Below are 24,897 nucleotides of genomic sequence, written 5' to 3'. Positions count from 1 at the left end.
GCTAGGATCGAAAAGGTACAGGGGTAGTTGCATCCAGGGGTCAGGCGCCCGCCGGCTCCTGGACGGTGGTTGCATCATTCAAGCCGGCAATCCCGGACAGTCTAGGAGGAACACGTGTCCAACCCGATCGATGTCGGATCAGTACTGGGCGGCCGCTACAAGGTCACTGCCACGGTATTGGCGTCGCACGACCACGATCTGGTGCTGGACGGTGTGGATCAGGTCCTGAACCGTCCCGTCAGCATACTGGTGGCCGGACCCGGCAACACCGAACAGGTTGCCCAGAGCGCCCGGGAAGTAGCCACCGGCGAACGTCCCGGCACCGTCCAGGTCCTGGACCTCGGCATGAGCGAGGCAGCCACCTACCTCATCACCAACCACACTTCCGCAGCGGATCTGCTGGACCTGGTGGTGGCCTCCAATCCTCCCTACGTGGAACCTTTTTTCACGGACACCCTGGGAAGCGAAATCTTTGGCCAGCCACGGTCGAACGAGCCGGAACCCTACGACGATGAAGACCATGTAGAAGCCGGCTACATCAACTACTCGGACAACCACGCCAGCCAGGTGGATCCTTACCGTGCAGCGCCGGCTGTTCCGCCGAAACCACCAGTTCGTCCTGCTGCCGCGCCTTCCTCTGGACGCTCGTCCAACGGGGCCTCCGCTGGAGGCCAGGCAGCGGCAGCCGGTGGAGCTCTTGCTGCGGGAGGAGCCGCAGGTGCGGCCGCTGCCGCCGGCTCCGGAACCGATCGTTCGGCACGCGCGGAGGATCACCAGGCCGCCCACACGCCGGCTGTAGGCCACACGCAAGGATCCCCCGGCTCACCTGCCGGTAAGCCCAAGGTGTCGCTGTGGTCCGATGACGATTACGCGCACGCTGAAGAGCATGCCGCGGTGGATTCCTCGGTCGACGACGAACCAGAGGCCAAGAAGAAGAAATCTTCCGTTTTTGCACGGTCGGCTGCACCGGCAGCTGGTGGCGGCGCGTCCATTCCCGATCAGGGCCCTTACGACGACGACGACCGTGACGAACCCGCCCGCGAGCCACGGTCCATGCGCTGGTTGGTTGGTGGACTGCTGGCCGTGGTGCTCATTGCCGGACTGGTATTTGCCGTCACCAACCTGGGCAGCCTGTTCTCCTCGCAGCCGCAGGCAGTGCCCACGGCACCCGGCGCCAACAGCAGCGCTCCTGAAGACACTTCGGCTCCGACGCAGGCACCCACAACGGCCCCGCCGGCTGCACCCCCGGCCATCGAGAGCATCACCAGGCAGGGCAACTTCGACTTTGCTGCCACCTTTGATGGCGACCTCGTCAGGGCGTACGACGGTAACGCCGCGAGCTTCTGGTCCGACATGGAGTTCGCCACCGAGAACTGGGGCGGATTGGCACCCCAGGGTGTCCCCCTGGTGGTGAAGCTCGAGGAGCCCACCCAGGTGTCCTCCATTACGCTTTCGCAGCTTGGCGGCTCGGGTGGCAACATCACTGTCTACACCAACGACCGTCCTGCACTGGATGGGGCTAAAGCAGTAGGAACCAACAGCTTCACGTCCACTGACCTGACCATGCCTTTGGCGGAGCCGGTGGAGGCCGAGTATGTGATCGTCTCCATCAACTCCCTGCCGCGGCTGGCTGCTCCGAAGACCCGTTACGGATTCGGCATCCGGCTCGCGGAGATCAAGGTCCAGTAACCAGGTTCCTCCTGACTGTGGGTGGCGTTCGTGAGGGCCTTGGCAGTCATTAGTGTGGAATCCTGGACACATCCAGGAGCACGCGGACTCCTGCCGCCGGGGCGGTAACCTTGAAAGAGCGCCTACGGTGACAGCGGCCTGCTGTGCACCGGTGGTCCACCATGTCCTGGCGCCGGAATAATCAGCAACACGCAGCAGTTGTGCCATGTGGCCGGCCTCCACGAGGGGCGCGTCAACCAAGGAAGAGGTTCACCGTTCAGTGACCATCGCAGAAAACACCGCGTCCGATGTACGTGATGTCATCATTGTCGGTTCAGGCCCGGCCGGTTACACGGCAGCTGTCTACACAGCACGTGCCAACCTGAAGCCGCTGATGCTTGCCGGCTCCGTCACGGCCGGCGGCGAACTCATGAACACCACAGACGTTGAGAACTATCCGGGCTTTCCGGAAGGGATCATGGGTCCAGACCTGATGGAGAACTTCGAGAAGCAGGCTGTCCGTTTTGGCACGGAGATCCAGTTCGAGGACGTTACCAGTCTTGACCTTGAAGGGCCGGTAAAGACGGTCACCATCGCGACCGGTGAGAGCTTCAAGGCGAAGGCCGTCATCCTTTCCACCGGATCTGCCTACCGCGAATTGGGCCTGCCGAACGAAAAGCGCCTCTCCGGACACGGCGTTAGCTGGTGTGCAACCTGCGACGGTTTCTTTTTCAAAGATCAGGACATTGCCGTGATCGGCGGTGGCGACTCCGCCATGGAGGAGGCCCTGTTCCTCACCAAGTTCGCCAGGTCAGTCACGGTTGTACACCGCCGGGACTCCCTGAAGGCTTCCAAAATCATGGCCGACCGTGCCCTGGCCCATGAGAAAATCAACTTTGTCTGGAACAGCACTGTGGATGACGTCATCGGCGAGGAAAAGGTCACCGGGCTGAAGGTCAAGAGTCTCCTTGACGGAGGTGTTTCGGATCTCGCAGTCACAGGCGTGTTCGTAGCGATCGGCAACGACCCCCGAACCGAGTTGGTCAAAGACATCCTGGACCTCACCTCTGAGGGAACCATCGCCGTCGAAGGCCGCAGCTCCAGGACCAGCATTCCCGGCGTGTTTGCGGCCGGTGATGTGGTGGACCCCACCTATCGCCAGGCGATCACCGCTTCAGGCTCCGGCTGTGTCGCGGCGATCGATGTTGAGCACTACCTCGCAGACTTGCCCGCGTAAGTACCGCCACGATACCCGAAGAGAGAGATCAGGTTATGAGCAACGCAAAAGACGTAACGGACGCAAGCTTCAGCACGGACGTATTGTCCTCCGACAAGCCGGTAATCGTTGATTTCTGGGCTGAATGGTGCGGCCCCTGCCGCAAGCTGGGCCCGATCCTGGATGAGATCTCCGTGGAATACAGCGAGAAGGTCGACGTGGTCAAGGTAAACGTCGACGACAATCCGGCTATCGCTGCCGAATACGGCATCACCTCAATCCCCGCCGTATATCTCTTCCAGGGTGGGGAAGTGAAGAGCACGGTCATCGGCGCCAAGCCTAAGCAGTTCTTCGAAAAGGAATTCGCGGACGTTCTGTCCTAGGGGTTTCTATAGCTCGGCTGAATTGAACAGAAGAGTGGCCACTGCATGACGGTGGCCACTTTTTTGTTGCCAGCTGCCAGCAACGTTGCCACATGCCGACAACTGCAGTGCCGAAACCGATGACAAACCGCTGTGTCTGTGTTCACCAACGCGGCGGTCTACTTGTTTCACGTGAAACATGGCTCTGGACTATTGTGCTCAAAGCTGAAGCACCAAATGTGGCGCGGTTTTGGTCCACACCTGATGCCCAGGAGCGGTGTGCCCTCTCAGCTCGCGGAACACTTTCAGGCTTTCGGTGTGCCTCCTGACGACCAAAAAGGCATCTGGGTAGCAATCTGCTCCGTGAGCTGGCAAATGAACCGCTACGTCGAACTCTTAGACAAAGGGCTACATGGGAACTTTTCCCCGACCGCGTCAGCAGGCGAAAGCGCCACCAAGGCCGGAAGAAAGGACGGCAGCGGGAAAGGCCAGGCCGCTGTTCTCCGGAGGTGCTTGGGCGGAGAAGGCGCAAGATATCACCAGAGACCTCCTGAGCTGGCTGCAAGGCCTCCGTAACCGTTGGCTAGGCGTCTGCTGCGGTTTCACGTGAAACATCAAGTGGGCTGAGACCATTGCCACGTAGAGTTCCCGAGCCACAACTCATAACGCCATTTCCTCATAAGGACACACGAACAAACAAAAACAAATGCATGGTGCGACTATCGGGCTAAGGTGCTGGTTGACAAGACATTCCAGCGCCGGCCCACCCCTGCCCTGCTCCTGGGAGAATGGCGGCAACAGGCCTAAGGCCCAAGTGACACTGGCAGAGTTGGCCCGCGGCGCGCCCTTTAGGATCAGTCGACCTGCGCAGTACACCTGCCGAGTGCCATAGAAGCACAGTGTGCTTGCTCCCCAGACGTGGAAGAACGACCAGGCCCCAGCGTGCCGCGGTTTCAGCCAGCCACGTCACCGACAGACATGATGGTCCACTCCGCAGTCGATCTGCCTTAGGCTGCAAAACGAGCCGCATGTGCATGCCGACGGTCACCAGCCGATCTTCTATCCTTCCGTCCCACGTGGAACGTAGCGTGCGGGCACCAGAGGGGTCATGGAGTTCACGCATGTTCAGACACGGGGCGAACGGCAGCGGACCTGCAGTAGGACGAGTGAATTGTGCGTCGCGGTAACAGCCTTTCGCTGATGCAGACCCGCCTAAATTGGAACGCCAGTATCGAAGCGCGCTTTCCGATCCCCAACGAGTAGGGCTTTGCGTTCAAGCCGCAGTCTTGACGTAGGCGGAGAGCAGAAGCCCCTTGATGCGACGTACTGTTTCACGTGAAACGGAATGCGCGGCCGGCGGTCCGTCCTCCTCGAACCGCGATGCAGCCCTTCACCAGGGTGCAGCACCTAGGCAGTAGGACGCCAACGATCTGACTTGAGCTGCAGACGCGCCGATGTCATTCCATTGGGGCTAGCGATGACGGGGCTCAGTTCTGCGGTACGTGGTCCTATCGCCTGCAATGGAGGATGGGTAGGAGGGGTTTGTGCGCAATTCGTTCTCCTACTCAGCGCGGAGGACTTCGCACGCTGCTCAAAGGGATGGCCCTTTGTCTGGCCGATCACAGGAAAGGAAGCCGCGGAGCTGCCGTCCAATCCATGTGCAGGGCATCAGGTGACGGCGCAAGAGGAGAAACTGGACATCTCCAGGGAAATGACGGTATTAGTTCACCGACTCAGCTGATGAGCGCTGAGTTGGGATTGGCGTCGACTTGAAATCCGGGCGCGTCAAAAAGAAGCGAAGAGCCTTGGACTCCTAGACCGGTGTTGATCGACGTTGACCTCTATGCATCGCCAGCGCGCTACCAGGGGTTATAGACCATGATAGATATCCACACCTTTTTCCACAGAGCTACCAACGGGTATTCACAGCAATATCCACAGGGCGCGAGGCCCTTGGCCCTGCCATCTATTTGACGGGGATCGACAGATATACGGCCGCCAGTCGGTGACTACAAGTAGTGTTGCATCTCACGGCTCTGGGCCCCAGAGTGCGCGGTTCTCCTAATGCCGGAAAGTTGCTTGAAATAGCTGCATCCAGGCTGTTTATCTCGTCTTGTGCGCGCCGCGTACAGCAAACCGCCGAGTGTTTCACGTGAAACACGAGGGGCCCCATTGTCGGTCACCTGCGAAGCCCAAAAATTTTGCGCCAGTCTGGCAAACCCGTAAAGCAAGACGGCCCTAAAACTCTCCCAACCGACAGCCTCCTATCCACATGGTTATCCACAGCGTTTTCCACGGTCTGCGCTACCAGCAAGAAATGATCCTGGGCCGAAAGGTGCAGGTGGAGATGCAGTTGTCCACCCCTGGATCAGAGGCGTAAAAGCCGTTAACCTCCTGCGACATAGTCCGAATTCGTGCTCTGCCAGGATGGCACGCGATAGTGAAACCTTGTGGCACCTCCGCAGTTCTAGATACGCACAAGCACCATAATCCGGGATACAGTCAGTGGCTAAAGGACCACGGTCGCGCAGGATTCAACGAGGACTAGAGTGGCATCGGCCAGGGGAGAGCAGCAAGGACTGGATCCACTGTCGCACGGAACCGGGCTTGTGGGGGCGCGTCAATGATATGCCGCGGGCGTCCCATGGCCACGCACATGGGACGCCCGACAGTTCCTGGCACTGGGCGGCGCTACATGTCCAGCAATTGGCGCCCGATGGCCCACCAATACGCGAGGTCCAGGGAAATGGCTCAGATTCGTAGGGTCGAAGCTGGGAGTAAATGTCGGCCGCCAGCGGGCCAGCGCAGCTATTCGACAACAGTGCGCCCCACGCTGAAGCGATTACCCTGCGTGCCCTCCTCCCGCTCGGAATGCGTCCTCGCCCACCGCTCGTCGAGGTCGTGAGATCCGCTGACTCGAACCTTGAGAACGGCTTCAACGCAAACTACGGCGTGGGCATTAGCCTGAACTTTCGAGCCGACCAAAACAGTGTTTTGCTCGTCCCTACCGATCGGTCCCTGTTTCACGTGAAACGGGCCTATGCACGACCTGGTCAAACCGGAACGTTTGCGCAATTCGGCCATACGTGGAACGTTTGCACTTGTCGACCAATGTGATGGAGTCCTCCGCCACGACCAAACTGTCCGGTCACAGTGCCCATAACTGTAGATGAGCGAGTCCGGGCAGCGGTTGTCGTCTTGGATTTGAATACGTGTTGGACAGCCTTTTGAGACCGAGGCCCGAAATGCCGTTGGAACACATGCGCCAACGCAACGCTGGGCCACAAGACATCATCGGCGTCAATACTGCACAAGACAACGGTCGAGAATCGCATCAACCTGAAGCCGGACAAGTTTGCCCAGGCCGCCTACGCAGTGGGGGACTCCAGCTCTCTAGCCTAAATACCTTCCCTAGCGACGACTAGGGCTAATAGTTCCTAAGAAGAATGCCGTTCTACGCAAGAAGAGCCCACAGGACTACGACACGAAGGCGGCGTCGCGGCCACTACCTACCGCCACATGTTCCACGTGAAACATTAGGGGCACCGCCCTGCCGTTTTGGATACCTGCGAAGCGCCCAATTGAACTGTCCAGTAAGCCACACACAGACCTGCCATTCAACAACTTCGCTGATTTAGCGTAGACCAACTCCGCCGGTTTAGCGGCTACTCAAATGGCCAGCTATCTCGCACAGACAAGCGCGTTTTCTGCCAGCCACAGCTGCGTCCCTGGCTCTTCGCCCCCACGCTGGCCGCTTAGGGCGCCAGTTGGCCATAGGCACAGTACTGCGAAGCTCCGATTGCGGCGGCCAGCGACGAGTTTCACGTGAAACATTGCTACACCTGGCGGAACACGCTCAATCGGGTCTGGGTCCACCGGTAACCGTCTAAAGCCTGCGGAAAGCCTTACAGCTTCTACGGTGGGGTTTCAGTTTCGGGCCTGAGGTTGACTGGCATTTGCTCGGGCCTACGCGCTTCCGACTAAGTAATGCGCAAGATGTGCAGTCAACGAAGGTGACGGGCTTCGCAAACGGCCCATGCCTCACTCAGTTCCGCTCGTGACAACTCCGTGGGCCGCCAACTCTATCAGCCCTAAAGGTGCCGTTATAGCGTGTACTCCCTAAATGAAGCCCGGTATATGCTGTGCTCGGTCATAGCAGGAAGGCCCTAGAGACGAGTAGGGCCCGATTCGATGTGAACCGGGCCCTACTCGCAGAAAGATGGTTAGCCGCTCTGGCCGGGAGCCAGGACCTCCATAATGCGGTTGAGGTCTTCGACGCTCGCGAATTCAATGCTCACTTTTCCCTTACGGACACCAAGGGAGATCTTGACGTTGGTATCAAGCCGGTCGGAAAGCGAGGAAGCCAAATAGTCGAGCCGCTCATGGCGGGCACCAGGACGGGGGATGTTGTTCTTTGTCGGCTTCGCCGGATCCTGATACAGCGTCACAGCCTCTTCCGTTGCTCGGACCGACATGCCCTCCGCAACGATCTTCTGAGCCAGGCGCTCCATCGCGGCAGCGTCAGGAAGGGCCAGGAGGGCGCGAGCGTGGCCCGCGGACAGAACGCCGGCCGCTACACGGCGCTGCACCAGCGGAGGCAGCTTAAGGAGCCGCAGGGTATTCGAGACCTGCGGACGCGAACGGCCGATGCGGTCCGCCAGCTGTTCGTGCGTCGTCCCAAAGTCTTCCAAGAGCTGCTGGTAGGCCGCAGCTTCTTCCAGGGGGTTGAGCTGACTGCGGTGCAGGTTTTCCAGCAGCGCATCCCGAAGCAGGTCGTCGTCGGTGGTGTCCCGGACGATTGCAGGGATGGTTTCGAGGCCAGCGGCCTGAACTGCCCTCCATCTGCGCTCACCCATGACGAGCTCAAAGGGCTCGCCACCTTCTTCGGTTGACTTCCGCACAACAATTGGCTGGAGGACACCGATTTCGCGTACCGAGTGTACAAGCTCAGCCATGTCGTCTTCATCAAAGACAGACCGCGGCTGTTTGCGGTTGGGGTGGATGTCAGAGACCGGAATTTCCGCAAAGCGGACACCCGGCACCTCCACCAGATCAACGCCGTTGTCGTTCCATGCAGGAGTTTCATTGCGCGTACCGGTGGTGCCTGCCGAGGCAACCTCCTCCGGCATGCCCTGCTGCTTCTGCCCAGCTTCATCAGCGTCGTCGACGCTGACTGCCGGCACTTCCTTCTTGGCCTTAGCGGCAGCATTCGCCTTCGGTGCCGTCGTACCAGCTTGCGGCCCCTTGGTTGCAGCAGACTTGGCTGAAGAAGGTTTGACTGGGGAGGATTTGGGGGACGCAGCCGCCGTAGTCTTTTCTTCTACGGGCTTCGACGACTGGGTGTCGACGGCCTCCTCTGAAGGCTCCGTCTTCTTGCGTCCCTCAGGGAAGAAGAGATCTACCGGACGCGAGACGGTTGTCGCGTTACCCGACCCGTTGGCGGCGGCGGAACTTGGAATCAGCGCACCCAGACCGCGGCCCAGGCCGCGTCGTTTCTCGCTCATTGGTAATCCCTCCAGTGGTAGAGCCAGGCGTTGCCAGGCTCCAGTCGTTGCAGTTTGAAGATTTTAGCGCTCTGCTATTTCAGCAGCGGCTTCCAGATAAGACAGGGCTCCACTGGAGGAAGGGTCGTACGTCATGACCGTCTGCTGGTAGCTCGGTGCTTCCGAGATACGCACAGAGCGCGGAACCACAGCAGAGAGGACCTGATCCGGGAAGTGCTGGCGGACCTCGGCCGCAACCTGGGCTGCGAGGTTGGTACGGCCGTCGTACATGGTCAACAGGATCGTCGACACCACCAGGTCGGCATTCAGGTGCTTCTGGATCATCTCGATGTTCTTCAGCAGCTGGCTCAGGCCTTCAAGTGCGTAGTACTCGCACTGGATGGGGATGAGTACCTCGTTGGCTGCGCAGAAAGCATTGACGGTCAGCAGTCCAAGGCTTGGCGGGCAATCGATGAAGATGTAGTCGAGCCGCTGCTCGCCGTTCTTCTCTCGGGTTTTGGCATAAACGTCGATGGCTCGCCTGAGCCGCTGTTCACGGGCCACGAGGGAAACCAACTCAATTTCCGCGCCTGCCAGGTGAATGGTTGCGGGTGCGCAGATCAGGTTTCCGATGTCCGGGCACGGTGCCACCACATCGGCGAGGGGCACGTCGTTGATCAGGACATCGTAGATGCTGTCCACGTCCGCGTGATGTTCGATCCCCAAGGCGGTCGAAGCGTTGCCCTGCGGGTCAATGTCGATCACCAGGACATTGAGGCCGGCCGCCGCCAGGGCCGCCGCAATGTTCACGGTGGTGGTGGTCTTCCCCACCCCACCCTTCTGGTTGGAGACCGTGAAGATCCGGGTGTTCTCAGGACGCGGCAGTTGGCGACCTATCAGGCGTTCACGGCGTTTGGTTTCATGCGCCAGCTCGCGGGCAATGGGGCTGGAATCGTCGATCGCATCAATAACGTTGGATCTACCGCCAGCAGTTGTTTCACGTGAAACGGCTGCTGACTTGGCGGCCTTCGAAACCCGTTCCGGGTGAATCCCGCCTCTGGCGGGGGTCGCGATAGGACCAGCGACAGAACGTGCTGACCCCAAAGACACAAACGGGGGTATCCGTTGTGTGGAGGCTTCACTACTGGTCACTGGGGCACACTCACTCTCGTTCAGCCAAATTTGCTGCCGTTGTCTAGCCTAACTGCTGGACCCGCCAGAGTTAGGCCACCGGGCCCGAACTAGGCCTTCTTTTGGGACTTGTTTACAACGATGCGAACCACGGTGGTGGGTTCCTCCAGGAGGTTCTCACCAACGGTGAGAACAGACGTCTCCACCCCCCCAAGCTTACGGATGGTCTTGGCGGCTTTTTCGATCTCCTCGGCGGCGCTGCGGCCCTTGATGGCCACTACTTCGCCCTTGCCGGCAAGAAGCGGAATGGTCAGGCCTGCGAGGTTACTGAGGGCCGAAACGGCCCTGGCCGTCACCACATCCGCCTCAACGTGGCCCACGGCCAGTTCAGCCCGGGTCCGCATGACTGTGACGTTGTCCAGGCCCAGGTCGTCAACAACTTCCTGGAGCCAAATCACCCTGCGTTCCAGCGGTTCGATGAGGGTCAGCTCCAGGTCCGGCCGGGCAATCGCCAGGCACAGCCCGGGCAGGCCTGCACCGCTGCCGACATCGGCGACGTGGCTCCCCTCGGGGATCTCACTCTCAATGACGGCGCAGTTAAGGACGTGCCGGCTCCACAGGCGGGGGATCTCCCGCGGTCCAATGAGGCCGCGCTCCGTGCCCGAGGTCGCCAGGTGTTCAACATAGCGTTTAGCCAGGTCCAACCGGTCGCCGAAGATCTTCTCCGCGGCCGAAAGCTCAGCTGGCGTAATGTCAACCATGGTTAGCGGATCAGCCATTCTCTACTCAGCGGATACAACGATGTGGCGTCCGGCGCCTTCGCCCTCGGACTCGCTGACCAGTCCCAGGTCAGCAACGGCATCATGGACGATTTTCCGCTCGTAGGCGCTCATCGGCTCGAGTGCCACCGGCTGGCCGCTTTCCTTGACTGAAGCGGCGGCGTCCTCGGCAACCTTCTGCAGGTGGCCGGTACGCTCCTGCCGGTAACCGTTGATGTCCAGCACCAGCCGCGAGCGGTTCTCGGTTGCGGACAAAACCGAAAGCCGGGTCAGTTCCTGGAGTGCCTCAAGGACTTCGCCGTCCTCACCCACCAGGCTGTCCAAGGCGTCTGATTCTTCCTCGGTCACGATGGAGATGTAGGTGCGTCCGTTGCGGACCTCAATGTCGATGTCTCCATCGATGTCGGCGATGTCCAGCAACTCCTCGAGGTAGTCCGCTGCTACGTCTCCCTCTTCCTCCAGGCGGCTGGCTGAGGAGGCCTTGGGCAGGGAAGCCTCCCCGTTCTCGGACGCGTCCTGATCGTCAATGATCTCCTCGGACAGGGCGTGTTCGGTGCTTTCGGCAGACATTACTTCTTCTTCCTGTTCTTGCGTTGTGGCTGGATACGCTGGCCCTTGGCCTGGGCCACGGCCGCGGCGGCAGCAGCGGCGTCGGCTGCCTCATCCTTCTTGCCGCCCAGGATAGGGAGGGCCGGAAGGCCCTTGGCAGCCCGGCGCTCGGCGAGGGCCTTTGCGGCGGGGGATCCCGGCGTCGGCATGCGGCGGATCACAAAGAACTGCTGTCCCATGGTCCACAGGTTGGTGGTGGTCCAGTAGATCAGGACGCCGATCGGGAAGTTGATGCCGCCAACACCGAAGACAATCGGCAGGATGTAGAGCATCATCTTCTGCTGGCGCATGAACGGGCTGGCCATGGCTTCTTCGGACATGTTCTTGGCCATGATCTGCTTCTGCGTAATGAACTGCGAGGCAGTCATGGCAAGGATCATGATGATGGAGAGGATCCAGACGGCGGTCAGGTTGCCTTCACCGCCGTGCAGAAGGGACGCGGAAAGCGTGGCCCCGAAGATGGTGGAGTCATCAAACTGTTCCACCTGGCCGTGGCTCATCGCACCAATGCCCTCGCCGCGGTCCCTCGCCGTCGAAATGCCGGACAGCACTGTGAACAGTGCGAAGAAGAACGGCATCTGGATCAGCATGGGAAGGCAGGCGGAGAAGGGGTTGGTCCCGTGCTTCTTGTACATGGCCATCTGTTCCTGCGCCATTGCCTGGCGGGACAGCTGGTCGGTCTTGCCCTTGTACTTGTCCTGGAGCTTCTTGAGGTCGGGCTGCAGGAGCTGCATGCCGCGCTGGGCCTTGATCTGCTTGACGAACACGGGGATCAGGGCGGCACGGATCACCAGCACCAGGCCGATGATGGACAGCGTCCACGTCCAGCCGGAGGCTTCCGGCAGCCCAATGGCAGTCAGCCCCTCATGGAATCCCACCATGATGATGGACACAAGCCATTTGAACGGAAACATGATTGTTTCAAAGAAGTCCATACTTATCCCTATTCGTCAGGCCGCACTGCGGCCTTCTCCATCAGTCCGAGCAGCCAGGTACTTGTCCGGGTTGTTCAGCACAACAATTGTGGGGGTCTCGTGTTCCGGCCATTCCCGGTGGCCAGCGGGGACGTGGTCCACACCGCCGGCGTTCCATGGGTGGCAGCGGCCAAGGCGCCGGACAGCGAGCCAGCTTCCCTTGACGGCGCCATGGACAGTGACAGCTTCCAGCGCATAGGCCGAGCAGGAGGGGAAGAACCGGCACACCTGGCCGTACAAGGGGGAAATCACCTTGCGGTAGGCCTTGAGAAGAAGAATGAGAATATTCCGGGGCAGGTTCCACAGGAACAGCCCCACGGATGCGGCACCACGTTGGAGAGAAGTAACGACGACGGCGGTGGCGTTACGCACGCGGTGTCCCCTCCTGTGTTGTACCGGCCGAATCCTTGGCAGCAGCCCTTGCGGGGCGGCCGGCCAGCCGGACCATCGTCGATTCCAATGCGGCATTGTAATCCGACAGCAGCTGGTCCCAGCTGGCAGTTGCGGACGCGGGAAGCGCCCGGACCACTATGGCAAACCCGGTACCGTGCTCGCGCAGCGAGGCAGCACCTGCTTCTCTCAGTCTCCTCTTAACGAGGTTCCTGACCACAGCGTTCCCTACACTCTTGGAAACGATGAACCCGATCCGGCTGGGTTCGTCAGCAGCAATGGCTGCCGTATATAACACTACGTTCCGGCGCCCATTGCGGACACCGGAACGTACAGTTGTTGAAAAATCGGATGCAGTCCTCAAACGGTTACGGGTGGCCAGCACCTTAAACTCGCAAAGAAATGTCTACCGACGAGTCAGTATTTAGGCCGACAGCTCGGTGCGACCCTTGCCACGACGGGCTGCCAGGATGGCACGGCCGGCACGGGTACGCATACGAAGGCGGAAGCCGTGCTTCTTGGCTCGACGGCGGTTATTCGGCTGAAAAGTCCGCTTGCTCACGTTAGTTACTCCAGTGGATCAAAGGTGCGCCCACCCGATCAGTATGGGGAAGAACTGGCCGACGCTAAGTTTTGTATATGCACGCTTCCCCCGGCTGCCCAAACGCACTGCGCCTGAGAGATTCAGATGGGGCCAAAAAGCGGACACAAAGGACTTCACAACGTTAGGGCAATTTAAGCCCCCGAGTCAAACCGGAACCCCTTGTGGTCCCTATCCCCAGCTGTGCCTAACCTACCCCCGGAGCCTGTGGATGAAGTGGCTCACAGCCCCCTTTTCCGAACCACACCGGTGTAATTATCCACAAGCTACTTGCCAGCTATCTTCTAGGCTTTTCATCCCCTAGAGTGGCCCAGTAGCCGATTATCCACGGACTGTGCATAACCCTGTGGATGAAGCTGAATCCATCCTGGTTCATGACTTGCGGCTGCAGGCAATGCAGGCAAAGCAAGTTTTGAGGGAACCGATTGATGACAGTAGACGAAGCCAACCACGCCAATACTGTCGGAAGTTCCTGGCGGCGTGTTGTCAGCCTGCTGGAACAGGACCACCGTGTTTCACCACGTCAGCGGGGCTTTGTCATCCTCGCGCAGGCCCAGGGCCTGATCGGTTCCACCCTCCTGGTGGCCGTCCCCAACGAGCTGACCCGTGAAGTGCTCCAGACCCAAGTCAAAGACGCACTGGATGATGCTCTGCACAACGTCTTCTCCGATGACATCCGCTGCGCCATCGACGTCGATACCGATTTGGTGCCCATCCACACGGAACCTGAACCCGTCGTCGTCGAGCCGTCCTTCTCCGCGGACCAGCTGATCGAGCAGAAGCCGCAGCCGATGCTTCCCAGCACGTCGCACGAGTTCGGCCGGCTGAACCCGAAGTACGTCTTCGATACCTTCGTCATCGGTTCGTCCAACCGTTTTGCCCACGCCGCCGCCGTCGCAGTGGCTGAAGCACCCGCCAAGGCGTACAACCCGCTGTTCATCTACGGCGACTCCGGACTCGGAAAAACGCACCTCCTGCACGCAATCGGCCACTATGCCCGCCGGCTCTACAGTGGCATCCGCGTCCGCTACGTGAATTCGGAGGAGTTCACCAACGACTTCATCAACTCCATCCGTGACGATGAAGGCGCAAGCTTCAAGACCACTTACCGCAACGTCGACGTGCTACTCATCGACGACATCCAGTTCCTCGCAGGCAAGGACCGGACGCTCGAGGAGTTCTTCCACACGTTCAACTCGCTGCACAACAACAACAAGCAGGTAGTGATCACCTCGGACCAGCCACCCAAGCTGCTGGCAGGGTTCGAGGACCGCATGAAGTCGCGCTTCGAATGGGGCCTCCTCACCGACATCCAGCCGCCGGAACTTGAAACCCGGATTGCGATCCTCCGCAAGAAGGCGCTCAGCGAAGGCCTGTCCGCGCCGGATGACGCACTTGAGTACATCGCATCCAAAATCTCCAGCAATATCCGTGAGCTTGAAGGCGCCCTGATCCGCGTTACCGCGTTCGCCAGCCTTAACCGCCAGCCCGTTGACGTGGCCCTTGCCGAGATGGTCCTCAAGGACCTCATCACCGACGACGGCGCCCAGGAGATCACGTCCAGCCAGATCCTCCAGCAGACTGCCGAATACTTCAAGCTCAGCATGGAAGAGCTGTGCAGCAAGTCGCGCACCCGGACCCTGGTGACTGCACGCCAGATCGCCATGTATCTCTGCCGTGAACTGACGGACATGTCGCTGCCGAAGATTGGCCAGGAGCTTGGCGGCCGCGACCACACCACCGTGATCCACGCCGACAGGAAGATCCGCGAGCTGATGGCCGAGCGCCGTGTGATCTACAACCAGGTGACGGAGCTGACCAACCGGATCAAGCAGCAGCAGCGCGACTCGTAGCCGCCGTCTCTATACCTTATTAACAGGTGCATGTGGATAAGCCTGTGGATAGTTAAGGGGACAACCGCGGTTAATGGGCTTAAAACCCTTAAGGCGCCTGTGGATTCGAAAAATCGCGAAAAATGTTGTCCCCATCCACACCCTGTTTAAAACCTCCGCCGCCCACAGTCCATGAACAGGCCTTAACCGCCGGATCTCGCGGCGAGGGGGAGTTATCCACAGTTTCCACAGCAGTTATTAACACTACTAATCCCAAGAAATTGAAATCCCTCAAACAACAAGACCGGTCCGCCCTCCCGAACCTCTCCAGGCCGAGAGGCCCGAAGGGGCATGGCTGGCTTGGGGGATGGGTTAATCCCGGATCTTCCGGCTAAGCTGTCAGCAGCGCTCCCATCCTCGGGTTTTCGTGTGGTTCCGGCAGCACGGACCATGCAGGAACACGAGCGGGGCAACAACTCTTCGGAACTCCCGGCGGGACGTTTCAGGAACATCAACGCAGCAGCAATGAAAGGCGGCACCCTTCCGTGAAGTTCAGAGTCGATCGGGACGTCCTGGCAGAAGCCGTCACCTGGACAGCCCGCTCGTTGTCTCCGCGGCCGCCCGTACCGGTCCTGTCCGGGTTGCTGTTGAAAGCCGAAGCCGGCACCGTCAGCCTCTCGAGCTTCGACTACGAGACCTCTGCCCGCCTGGAAATCGCAGCGGACATCAGGGACGAGGGCACCATCCTGGTTTCCGGCCGGCTCCTGGCAGACATCTGCCGCAGCCTGCCATCCGCTCCGGTCGACGTCGAAACAGACGGCAACAAAGTCACCCTGACCTGCCGCCGCAGCAGCTTCCACCTGGCCACCATGCCGGAAGCCGAGTACCCGCCGCTTCCCGCGCTTCCGCCCATCAGCGGTACCGTTCCCGGCGACTCCTTTGCCCAGGCGGTGTCCCAGGTGATCATCGCCGCCAGCAAGGATGACACCCTGCCCATCCTCACCGGCGTGCGGATGGAGATCGAGGACGACCTCATTACGCTCCTCGCCACCGACCGCTACCGGCTGGCCATGCGCGAGGTGCCGTGGAAGCCGGTCACGCCCGGCATTTCAACCAGCGCGCTGGTCAAGGCCAAGACCCTGAACGAAGTGGCCAAAACCCTTGGCAACAGCGGCGACATTCACCTCGCCCTCGCCGATGACGAGAGCCGGCTGATTGGCTTCGAAAGCGGCGGACGCACCACCACCTCGCTGCTGGTTGACGGCGACTACCCCAAGATCCGCTCGCTGTTCCCGGACTCCACCCCCATCCACGCCACCGTGCAGACCCAAGAACTCGTAGAGGCAGTGCGGCGCGTCTCCCTCGTGGCGGAACGCAACACCCCGGTGCGCCTGGCCTTCACGCAGGGCCAGCTAAACCTGGACGCCGGTACCGGAGAGGACGCCCAGGCGTCCGAGGAACTGGAAGCGCAGCTTTCCGGTGAGGACATCACCGTGGCCTTCAACCCCCACTACCTGGTGGAGGGGCTGAGCGTGATTGAAACCAAATTTGTCCGTTTCTCCTTCACCACGGCACCCAAGCCCGCCATGATCACAGCCCAGGCAGACGCCGATGGCGAAGACCAGGACGACTACCGCTACCTGGTGATGCCCGTCCGCCTCCCCAACTGAGTAGCGCCAAGTGTCGTTTTGGGCGCCCAAAACGACACTTACTGCTACCTAGTTGGGCATCCCCCGATGACACCCGACCCCTCGCGCAGAAATGAGTTCCACCATGCACATTGGACTGATCGGCCTTGGCAAAATGGGGTTCAACATGCGCGAACGGCTGCGCAATGGCGGTGTTGAGGTCACCGGATACGACCGCAACCCGGACGTGACGGACGCCGCCTCCATCGAAGAGCTCCTGGCTGCAGTTCCCACGCCGCGGCTCATCTGGGTCATGGTCCCTGCCGGCGACATCACCGACGCCGTCATCAAGGAGCTGGGCGAAAAGCTCAACGAGGGTGACCTGGTGATCGACGGCGGCAATTCCCGGTTCACCGAGGACCAGAAACACGGCGAACTCCTTGCCGCCAAGGGGATCCACTTCGCGGACTGCGGAGTCTCCGGCGGAGTCTGGGGACTGCAGAACGGCTACGGCCTCATGGCCGGCGGCGACGCGGCCGATATTGAGCGCGCGCTTCCTGTCTTCGACGCCCTGCGTCCTGAGGGGGACCGGGCGGACAGCTTTGTCCACGTGGGCGGGATCGGTGCAGGCCACTACGCCAAGATGGTCCACAACGGAATCGAATACGGCCTGATGCAGGCATATGCCGAGGGCTACCAGCTGCTGGCTTCCAAGGACATCATCAGCGACCTGCCCGGGACGTTCCGCGCCTGGCAAAAGGGCACCGTGGTCCGGTCCTGGCTGCTGGACCTGCTGGTCAAAGCCCTCGATGAGGATCCGGGCCTGCAAAACATCGATGACTACGTCGAGGATTCCGGTGAGGGCAGGTGGACCGTGGAAGAAGCCATTGCCAATGCGATTCCGGCGCCGGCCATCACTGCGGCGCTTTTCGCCCGGTTCGAGTCCCGCGAGGACAGCTCCCCGGCCATGAAGATGGTGTCTGCGCTGCGGCACCAGTTCGGCGGCCACGCCACCCGTCCCGCCAAGTAATACCCAGCAGGGAACCGCGAGGTTCCCGGAATTGCCGAAAAACCGCGTGTACCTAGAACACCTCTCCCTGACTGACTTCCGCAGTTATGCCCAGGTGGACCTTGCCCTGGGGCCGGGTGTCACTGTCCTTGTGGGATACAACGGCATCGGCAAAACCAACCTGATGGAAGCCATCGGCTACCTGGCCACACTGAGCTCACACCGCGTCAGCTCGGATGCGCCCCTGCTCCGGTTCGGAACGGAACGTGCGCTGGTCCGGGCCAGGCTGGTCCGCGGGGAACAGATCACGGTCCTGGAACTGGAAATCAATGCGGGGCGGGCAAACCGCGGACGCATCAACCGCAGCAATCCGGTGCGGGCACGCGATCTCCTGGGGATCTGCCAGACAGTACTTTTCGCACCGGAAGACCTGGCCCTGGTGAAGGGCGATCCTTCCAACCGACGCCGGTTCCTCGATGAACTGCTGGCCAGCCTCGTTCCGCACCACGCCGCCACCCGCAGCGACTACGACCGTGTCCTGAAACAACGCAATGCGCTGCTCAAATCAGCCCGCGCCGGAAAGTTCACGCCGGCCCATGAGGCGACCCTGGACGTGTGGGACCAACACATGGCGAAAGCCGGGGCCGAACTTCTGCACGCGCGGCTTGAACTGGTGGAACGGCTGCGGCCGCACCTGGGCCGTGCCTATGCGGAGCTGACCGACGCATCCAAACCCGCCGACGCCGTCTACCGTTCCAGCCTCCAAAACCAGATGGACGACGACGGTGCCCCGCTGATGCGTGCAGCCGGCACCGCTGGCGGGGGTGCTTCGCCGGACGTGGAAGACCTGCGGCAGTTCTCTATGGAAGAGCTCGCGGACAGGTACATCAAGGCCTTCGCGGACTCCCGGCGCAAGGAGATAGAGCGGGGCATCTCGCTGGTGGGCCCGCACCGTGACGAACTGGAACTCATCCTGGGCCAGGCACCGGCCAAGGGCTATGCATCCCACGGCGAAACCTGGTCCATGTGCCTGTCCCTTCGGCTCGCCTCCTACTACGTGATGCTGGACGACACTCGGACAGGGGGCTCGGCTCCCATCCTCATCCTGGACGACGTTTTTGCCGAGCTGGACGTCCAGCGGCGGCGTAAACTGGCCGCAATAGTCTCCGGCGCGGAACAGGTCCTGGTGACCGCCGCCGTCGACGCCGACATCCCGGAAGAGCTCTCCGGACGGCGGGTGAAAGTCATCCCGGGAGGTATTGATGAGCAGGGACAGTGAAAAGGGCGGCGGGCTTCAGCCCGGCCGCGACCCCGACAACATCGATGCGCCCCAGGTTGCCCTGAACAGGATGCGGGAGGCCGCCGCAGCCCGGGGCGAAATCCGCAGGACCGCTTCCCGCCCGGGCACCGCCAAAGCCAAAAAAGGCATCCGTGACACCCGCGGCTTCAGCCAGTTCCACGCCAGCGGCCGCGATCCCCTCGGCCTGGGCAAGGTAGTGGGACGACTGGTGGCGGAGCGCGGCTGGACGTCTCCGGTGGCGGTCGGATCCGTGATGGCCGAATGGGCCACCTTGGTTGGCCCTGAAATTTCGGCCCACTGCACTCCCGAGAGCTTTACCGACACCACCCTCCACGTCCGTTGCGACTCGACCGCCTGGGCCACCCAGCTCCGGCTCCTCAGCACCAGCCTGCTGGAGAAGTTCCGGGTGGAGCTGGGGGACGGAGTGGTCACGAGCATCCAGGTTTTGGGCCCTTCTGCACCGAGCTGGCGCAAGGGCGGCAGGTCCGTGAACGGGCGGGGTCCCCGCGACACCTACGGGTAGTGCCGGCAGCCCACTCTTGAAAATCGACGTAACGGCGTGTAGAGCCCTGAAAGGGCGGGAGGGTGTATAGGCACCCGGAGGCCGTCCTGCCAGTGCGCCCAAGGCGCGACCAACGGCCTCCCGCAGGCACACCACCGCCCCTGGGAGGCCCTGGAATGCGGGGAATTGGCCGCCTGCACGGTAGAATCGTTGTAGATAACTGGGCGCGGATGAACGTTGACTGGGTCCGTTTTCCGCGCGCTTGAAGCCCGCGGAGTGCGGATCCACCCTCAGCCATACATCGGCGCTACAAGTTTGTGCCTGTTGGCGGATGACTTCCCTGCAGTAACCGGGGAGGATTCGGCCGGCCATCATCGAGAACAGAGGAGTCGACAGCGCCTGTGGCTAACGACAATACAGATATTCTGGCAGCTGAACCCGCAGTCGAGGATGCCCGTACGCCTGACACCCCGGCCGCACCAGGGACGCAGCGTGAATATGGCGCCAGCGACATCACTGTCCTTGAAGGCCTGGAAGCCGTCCGGAAACGTCCGGGCATGTACATCGGCTCCACAGGGCCCCGCGGACTCCACCACCTGGTCTATGAAGTTGTGGACAACTCCGTGGACGAGGCACTGGCCGGCTACTGCACGCACATTGAGGTTGTCCTTCAGGCCGACGGCGGCGTGAAGGTCGTGGACGACGGCCGCGGCATCCCGGTGGACATGCACCCCACGGAACACAAGCCCACGGTTGAAGTGGTCATGACCATCCTGCACGCCGGCGGAAAGTTCGGCGGCGGCGGATACGCCGTCTCGGGCGGGCTCCACGGCGTGGGAATCTCCGTCGTGAATGCCCTGTCAAGCCGCGTGGATACAGAAGTCCGGCGCCAGGGCCACGTCTGGCGCATGTCCTTCGCGGACGGAGGCAAGCCCCAGGGCAGCCTGGTCAAGGGCGAAGAGACGGACCGCACCGGCACCACCCAGACGTTCTACCCGGATCCGGCGATCTTTGAAGTGACCGAGTTCGACTTCGAGACGCTCCGCGCCCGCTTCCAGCAGATGGCCTTCCTTAACAAGGGCCTCCGCATCACGCTCACGGACGAGCGCGCATCCGCTGAAACGGACGGCGACACCGACCTGGACCTGGACGCCGTCGTCACCGAGGGTGAGGTCAGCGCAGAGCACCGCACCGTGGTGTACCAGTACGACGACGGCCTGCTGGACTATGTCAAGCACCTGAACTCGGGCAAGAAGGTCGACGTGGTCCACGAGGACGTCATCGCCTTCGAAACCGAGGACAAAGACCGCAAGATTGCCCTGGAAATGGCCATGCAGTGGACCAACGCCTACTCCGAAAGCGTCCACACCTACGCCAACACCATCAACACGCATGAGGGCGGCACCCACGAAGAGGGCTTCCGGGCCGCGATGACGTCCCTGATCAATCGCTACGCGCGCGAAAAGGGAATCATCAAGGAAAAGGACGACAACCTGACCGGCGATGACATCCGCGAAGGCCTCACTGCCGTCATCTCCGTGAAACTCGCCGAACCCCAGTTCGAAGGCCAGACCAAAACCAAGCTCGGCAACTCCGAGGTCAAGGGCTTTGTCCAGCGCGTGGTCACCGACGGCCTGGGCGACTGGCTGGAGCGCAACCCGGGCCCTGCCCGCGACGTCATCCGGAAGGCGATCTCCGCGGCGCAGGCACGGATGGCCGCACGCAAAGCCCGGGACAACGCCCGCCGCAAGAGCCCGCTGGAATCCTTCGGCATGCCCGGCAAGCTCTCCGACTGCTCCTCGAAGAACCCGGAGAAATGCGAGGTATACATCGTGGAGGGCGACTCCGCCGGCGGTTCCGCCAAGCGCGGCCGCAACCCGGAGACCCAGGCCATCCTTCCCCTGCGCGGAAAGATCCTGAACGTGGAACGCGCACGCCTGGACAAAGCGCTGGGCAACGCCGAAGTCCAGTCCATGATTACCGCTTTCGGCACGGGCATCGGCGAGGACTTCGACCTCTCCAAGCTTCGGTACCACAAGATCGTCCTGATGGCGGATGCCGACGTAGACGGCCAGCACATCACAACCCTGCTGATGACCCTGCTGTTCCGTTACATGCGGCCCCTGATCGAGAACGGCTACGTTTACCTGGCGCAGCCTCCGCTGTACCGCATCAAGTGGTCCAACGCCGCCCACGACTACGTATACAGCGACCGCGAACGCGACGCGAAACTCGTGGCCGGACAGGCTGCCGGGCGCCGGATTCCCAAGGACAACGGCATCCAGCGCTACAAGGGCCTGGGCGAAATGGACTACACCGAGTTGTGGGACACCACCATGGACCCGGACCACCGCACGCTGCTGCAGGTGACGATGGACGATGCCCTCGCCGCCGACCAGATCTTCTCGGTCCTGATGGGCGAGGACGTCGAGTCCCGCCGCAACTTCATCCAGCAGAACGCCAAGGACGTCAGGTTCCTCGATATCTAGGGCACGGTCCGGTAGATATTCGGTTACTGACATATACCTGAAACGGAAATTAAAATGAGCGACGAAACACCCGAGAACCCGGCCTCCGAAGCCGGCATTCCGGACACCGTTCTTGAAGGCGACGTGCTGATAGACCGCGTGGAGCAGGTGGACCTGCAGACTGAAATGCAGCGGTCCTACCTTGACTATGCGATGGCCGTCATCGTGGGCCGTGCCCTCCCGGACGTCCGCGACGGACTGAAGCCAGTCCACCGCAGGGTCCTTTATGCGATGTTCGACGGCGGCTACCGGCCGGACCGTTCCTTCAACAAGTGCGCCCGCGTGGTGGGCGAGGTGATGGGCCAGTACCACCCCCACGGCGACACCGCGATCTACGATGCGTTGGTCCGCCTCATCCAGGACTGGACGATGCGGTACCCCCTGGCCCTCGGCCAGGGCAACTTCGGTTCCCCGGGCAATGACGGCGCTGCCGCACCGCGGTACACCGAAACAAAGATGGCGCCGCTGGCCATGGAAATGGTCCGTGACATCGACGAGGAAACCGTCGATTTCCAGGACAACTATGACGGCAAGAACCAGGAACCCACCATCCTGCCCGCCCGTTTCCCCAACCTGCTGGTAAACGGCTCATCAGGTATCGCCGTCGGCATGGCCACCAACATTCCGCCGCACAACCTCCGCGAGGTGGCTGACGGCGTGCAGTGGTACCTGGCCAATCCCACTGCCAGCCGCGAGGAACTGCTGGAAGAACTCCTGCTGCGCGTCAAGGGCCCCGATTTCCCCACCGGCGCCACCATCCTGGGCCACAAGGGCATCGAGGATGCCTACCGGACCGGCCGCGGTTCGGTCACCATGCGTGCCGTGGTAAACGTCGAGGAGCTCCAGGGCCGCACCTGCCTGGTGGTCACCGAGCTTCCGTACCAGGCCAACCCGGACAACCTGGCCATCAAGATCGCCGAACTCGTCAAGGACGGCAAGATCCAGGGCATCGCCGACCTCCGGGACGAGACCTCCGGCCGCACCGGACAGCGGCTGGTCATCGTCCTCAAGCGCGACGCCGTGCCCAAGGTGGTGCTGAACAACCTCTACAAGCACACCGAACTGCAGAGCAACTTCTCCGCCAACATGCTTGCCATCGTGGACGGCGTTCCCCGGACGCTGAGCCTGGACGCCTTCATCCGCCACTGGGTAACCCACCAGATGGACGTCATCGCCCGCCGTACCCGGTACCGGCTGCGCAAGGCCGAGGAGGAAGCCCACATCCTGCGGGCACTCCTGAAGGCACTGGACATGCTGGACGAAGTGATCGCTCTGATCCGTGCCTCCAACACCACCGAAGCGGCCCGTGACGGTCTGATGGAACTGCTGGACATCGACGAACTGCAGGCCAGGGCCATCCTGGACATGCAGCTGCGCCGCCTTGCCGCCCTTGAACGCCAAAAGATCCAGGACCGGCACGCCGAACTCGAAGCCCTGATCGCCGAGTACAACCAGATCCTCGGCTCCGAACAGCGCCAGCGGGAAATTATCAGCACCGAGCTGGGCGAAATCGTGGACAAGCACGGGGATGACCGCCGCACCAAGATCCTCATGGGTTATGACGGCGACATGTCCATGGAGGACCTCATTCCCGAAGAGGAAATGGTGGTCACCATTACCCGGGGCGGCTACGTCAAGCGCACCCGCAGCGACAACTACCGTTCCCAGCAGCGCGGCGGCAAGGGCATCAAGGGTGCCCAGCTCCGCGGTGACGACGTGGTGGAGCACTTCTTCGTCACCACAACCCACCACTGGCTCCTCTTCTTCACGAACCTGGGCCGCGTTTACCGTGCCAAGGCCTACGAACTGATGGAGGCCGGACGGGACGCCAAGGGCCAGCACGTGGCCAACCTGATGGCATTCCAGCCGGACGAGCACATCGCCCAGGTCCTGGACCTGAAGGACTACCAGCAGGCCCCCTACCTGGTGCTGGCAACCAAGCGCGGGCTGGTCAAGAAAACCCGGCTGGAGGACTACGACACCAACCGCTCCGCCGGCGTCATTGCCATCAACCTCCGCGACGGGGACGAGCTGGTGTCCGCACAGCTGGTATCCGAGACCGACGACCTGCTGCTGGTGTCCCGCAAGGGCCAGTCCATCCGCTTCACTGCAACCGAGGATGCGCTCCGCCCCATGGGCCGGGCCACCTCCGGCGTCACCGGCATGAAATTCCGCGAAGAGGATGAGCTGCTGGCCGCCAACGTGGTGACCGACGGTTCATACGTCTTTATCGTCACCGAGGGCGGCTACGCCAAACGGACAGCTGTTGAGGAATACCGGCTTCAGGGCCGTGGCGGTCTGGGGATCAAGGTAGCCAAGCTCGCGGAAGAACGCGGTGACCTGGTGGGTGCGCTGATTGTCCAGGAAGAGGACGAGGTGCTGGTGGTCATGGAGGGCGGCAAGGTGGTCCGCTCCTCGGTTGCCGGAGTCCCTGCCAAGGGACGCGACACCATGGGCGTCATCTTTGCCAAGCCGGACAAAAATGACCGGATTATCGAGGTGGCACGCAACAGCGAACGCGGTCTTGAGGGCGAGGAATCGCCGGAGGATGACGTAACGTTGGCTGAAGATGGCGGATCCCCCGAGGATTCCACCAGCCCAGCAGTGGCAGAAGAATCACCGGCCGTTGAGTCAGAGGACGCCTCGGGCGACGCTGAGCCGAACGAAGACTACACGGAAGGTAACGAGTGAGTAATCCCGACTCATTTCCCAAGTCGAACAGCACCGCTCCCGACGGAAACCGGCCCTCAGCCGCACCACGGGTAAACGCTCCCGTCCGTCCGCAGCAGCGCCCGGCCGCCCCCGCCGCCGCCCCCGGGCAACGCCCCTCCGTTCCCGGCCAGCGTCCTGCACAGGGTGACCGCCCGGCGCAGGGCCAGAATGAC

The 24,897-nt window shown here is 61.6% G+C and carries 18 protein-coding genes; 10 read left to right on the top strand and 8 right to left on the bottom strand.

The window, feature by feature from the left end:
- Positions 1-114: 114 nt before the first annotated feature.
- From ACKAE7_RS00860 to trxA, 3 genes are all read left to right on the top strand, one after another.
- Positions 115-1,689, top strand: coding sequence for an ABC transporter substrate-binding protein (locus ACKAE7_RS00860; protein ID WP_408978275.1), 1,575 nt, complete (start codon positions 115-117; stop codon positions 1,687-1,689).
- A 259-nt stretch (positions 1,690-1,948) separates the two neighbouring features.
- Entirely contained in the window at positions 1,949-2,905 is a 957-nt protein-coding gene (gene trxB, locus ACKAE7_RS00855) for a thioredoxin-disulfide reductase (RefSeq protein WP_408978274.1), read from the top strand.
- A 35-nt stretch (positions 2,906-2,940) separates the two neighbouring features.
- Positions 2,941-3,267 carry a thioredoxin gene (gene trxA / locus ACKAE7_RS00850; protein WP_104186691.1) on the top strand — a complete coding sequence of 109 codons (327 nt, stop codon included), beginning with the start codon at positions 2,941-2,943 and terminating at the stop codon, positions 3,265-3,267.
- A gap of 4,202 nt (positions 3,268-7,469) precedes the next feature.
- On the opposite strand, the gene ACKAE7_RS00845 is transcribed toward trxA, so the two are convergent.
- The 8 genes from ACKAE7_RS00845 to rpmH form a co-directional block, all read right to left on the bottom strand.
- Positions 7,470-8,750 carry a ParB/RepB/Spo0J family partition protein gene (locus ACKAE7_RS00845; RefSeq protein ID WP_408978273.1) on the bottom strand — a complete coding sequence of 427 codons (1,281 nt, stop codon included), beginning with the start codon at positions 8,748-8,750 and terminating at the stop codon, positions 7,470-7,472.
- Between the two features lie 63 nt (positions 8,751-8,813).
- Entirely contained in the window at positions 8,814-9,881 is a 1,068-nt protein-coding gene (locus ACKAE7_RS00840) for a ParA family protein (RefSeq protein WP_308422227.1), read from the bottom strand.
- Between the two features lie 89 nt (positions 9,882-9,970).
- Positions 9,971-10,621, bottom strand: a complete 651-nt coding sequence (gene rsmG / locus ACKAE7_RS00835) for a 16S rRNA (guanine(527)-N(7))-methyltransferase RsmG (protein ID WP_174178524.1) — start codon at positions 10,619-10,621, stop codon at positions 9,971-9,973.
- A 21-nt stretch (positions 10,622-10,642) separates the two neighbouring features.
- Entirely contained in the window at positions 10,643-11,209 is a 567-nt protein-coding gene (locus ACKAE7_RS00830) for a R3H domain-containing nucleic acid-binding protein (protein WP_066272692.1), read from the bottom strand.
- Positions 11,209-12,183 (bottom strand): membrane protein insertase YidC, encoded by a 975-nt coding sequence (yidC, locus tag ACKAE7_RS00825; RefSeq protein WP_104186681.1) that lies wholly within the window; start codon positions 12,181-12,183, stop codon positions 11,209-11,211. Before yidC ends, ACKAE7_RS00830 begins: the two co-directional genes overlap by 1 nt.
- A 15-nt stretch (positions 12,184-12,198) precedes the next feature.
- Positions 12,199-12,594 carry a membrane protein insertion efficiency factor YidD gene (gene yidD, locus ACKAE7_RS00820; RefSeq protein ID WP_408978272.1) on the bottom strand — a complete coding sequence of 132 codons (396 nt, stop codon included), beginning with the start codon at positions 12,592-12,594 and terminating at the stop codon, positions 12,199-12,201.
- On the bottom strand, positions 12,587-12,997 hold the full coding sequence (rnpA, locus tag ACKAE7_RS00815; protein ID WP_174178543.1) for a ribonuclease P protein component: 411 nt from the start codon (positions 12,995-12,997) through the stop codon (positions 12,587-12,589). Before rnpA ends, yidD begins: the two co-directional genes overlap by 8 nt.
- Positions 12,998-13,036: 39 nt before the next feature.
- The gene (gene rpmH / locus ACKAE7_RS00810) at positions 13,037-13,174 is read right to left on the bottom strand and encodes a 50S ribosomal protein L34 (RefSeq protein WP_003800212.1); all 138 of its coding nucleotides are present in this window, start codon (positions 13,172-13,174) and stop codon (positions 13,037-13,039) included.
- A 467-nt stretch (positions 13,175-13,641) separates the two neighbouring features.
- Between rpmH and dnaA the strand changes: the two genes are divergently transcribed.
- From dnaA to gyrA, 7 genes are all read left to right on the top strand, one after another.
- Complete coding sequence (dnaA, locus tag ACKAE7_RS00805) at positions 13,642-15,066, top strand: chromosomal replication initiator protein DnaA (RefSeq protein WP_104186677.1); 1,425 nt, start codon at positions 13,642-13,644, stop codon at positions 15,064-15,066.
- 524 nt (positions 15,067-15,590) lie between these two features.
- Positions 15,591-16,715 (top strand): DNA polymerase III subunit beta, encoded by a 1,125-nt coding sequence (gene dnaN / locus ACKAE7_RS00800; RefSeq protein WP_174178547.1) that lies wholly within the window; start codon positions 15,591-15,593, stop codon positions 16,713-16,715.
- A 103-nt stretch (positions 16,716-16,818) separates the two neighbouring features.
- Positions 16,819-17,703: a phosphogluconate dehydrogenase (NAD(+)-dependent, decarboxylating) gene (gene gnd, locus ACKAE7_RS00795; protein ID WP_408978271.1), complete on the top strand. Its 885-nt coding sequence runs from the start codon at positions 16,819-16,821 to the stop codon at positions 17,701-17,703.
- Positions 17,704-17,749: 46 nt separating this feature from the next.
- Positions 17,750-18,961 (top strand): DNA replication/repair protein RecF, encoded by a 1,212-nt coding sequence (recF, locus tag ACKAE7_RS00790; protein WP_408978270.1) that lies wholly within the window; start codon positions 17,750-17,752, stop codon positions 18,959-18,961.
- Entirely contained in the window at positions 18,945-19,505 is a 561-nt protein-coding gene (locus tag ACKAE7_RS00785) for a DUF721 domain-containing protein (protein ID WP_104186669.1), read from the top strand. The genes recF and ACKAE7_RS00785 overlap by 17 nt, the downstream gene beginning before the upstream one ends.
- 380 nt (positions 19,506-19,885) lie before the next feature.
- Positions 19,886-21,973, top strand: a complete 2,088-nt coding sequence (gyrB, locus tag ACKAE7_RS00780) for a DNA topoisomerase (ATP-hydrolyzing) subunit B (RefSeq protein ID WP_408978269.1) — start codon at positions 19,886-19,888, stop codon at positions 21,971-21,973.
- Positions 21,974-22,027: 54 nt separating this feature from the next.
- Complete coding sequence (gene gyrA / locus ACKAE7_RS00775) at positions 22,028-24,703, top strand: DNA gyrase subunit A (RefSeq protein ID WP_188810638.1); 2,676 nt, start codon at positions 22,028-22,030, stop codon at positions 24,701-24,703.
- Positions 24,704-24,897: the final 194 nt, after the last annotated feature.

Origin of the sequence: Pseudarthrobacter sp. NKDBFgelt, assembly GCF_046097905.1 — a bacterium.
In the GTDB taxonomy this organism is placed as follows: Bacteria; Actinomycetota; Actinomycetes; order Actinomycetales; family Micrococcaceae; genus Arthrobacter; species Arthrobacter polychromogenes.
Note: the sequence above shows the minus strand (reverse complement) of the source record. Positions and strands in the feature narration are given on the sequence as shown.

Bases quoted from the DNA above. Each gene is read 5' to 3' on its own strand.
- trxA (WP_104186691.1), top strand. From the start codon at position 2,941: ATGAGCAACGCAAAAGACGTAACGGACGCAAGCTTCAGCACGGACGTA.
- ACKAE7_RS00845 (WP_408978273.1), bottom strand. From the start codon at position 8,750: ATGAGCGAGAAACGACGCGGCCTGGGCCGCGGTCTGGGTGCGCTGATT.
- rsmG (WP_174178524.1), bottom strand. From the start codon at position 10,621: ATGGTTGACATTACGCCAGCTGAGCTTTCGGCCGCGGAGAAGATCTTC.
- ACKAE7_RS00830 (WP_066272692.1), bottom strand. From the start codon at position 11,209: ATGTCTGCCGAAAGCACCGAACACGCCCTGTCCGAGGAGATCATTGAC.
- yidC (WP_104186681.1), bottom strand. From the start codon at position 12,183: ATGGACTTCTTTGAAACAATCATGTTTCCGTTCAAATGGCTTGTGTCC.
- dnaA (WP_104186677.1), top strand. From the start codon at position 13,642: ATGACAGTAGACGAAGCCAACCACGCCAATACTGTCGGAAGTTCCTGG.
- gnd (WP_408978271.1), top strand. From the start codon at position 16,819: ATGCACATTGGACTGATCGGCCTTGGCAAAATGGGGTTCAACATGCGC.
- ACKAE7_RS00785 (WP_104186669.1), top strand. From the start codon at position 18,945: ATGAGCAGGGACAGTGAAAAGGGCGGCGGGCTTCAGCCCGGCCGCGAC.
- gyrA (WP_188810638.1), top strand. From the start codon at position 22,028: ATGAGCGACGAAACACCCGAGAACCCGGCCTCCGAAGCCGGCATTCCG.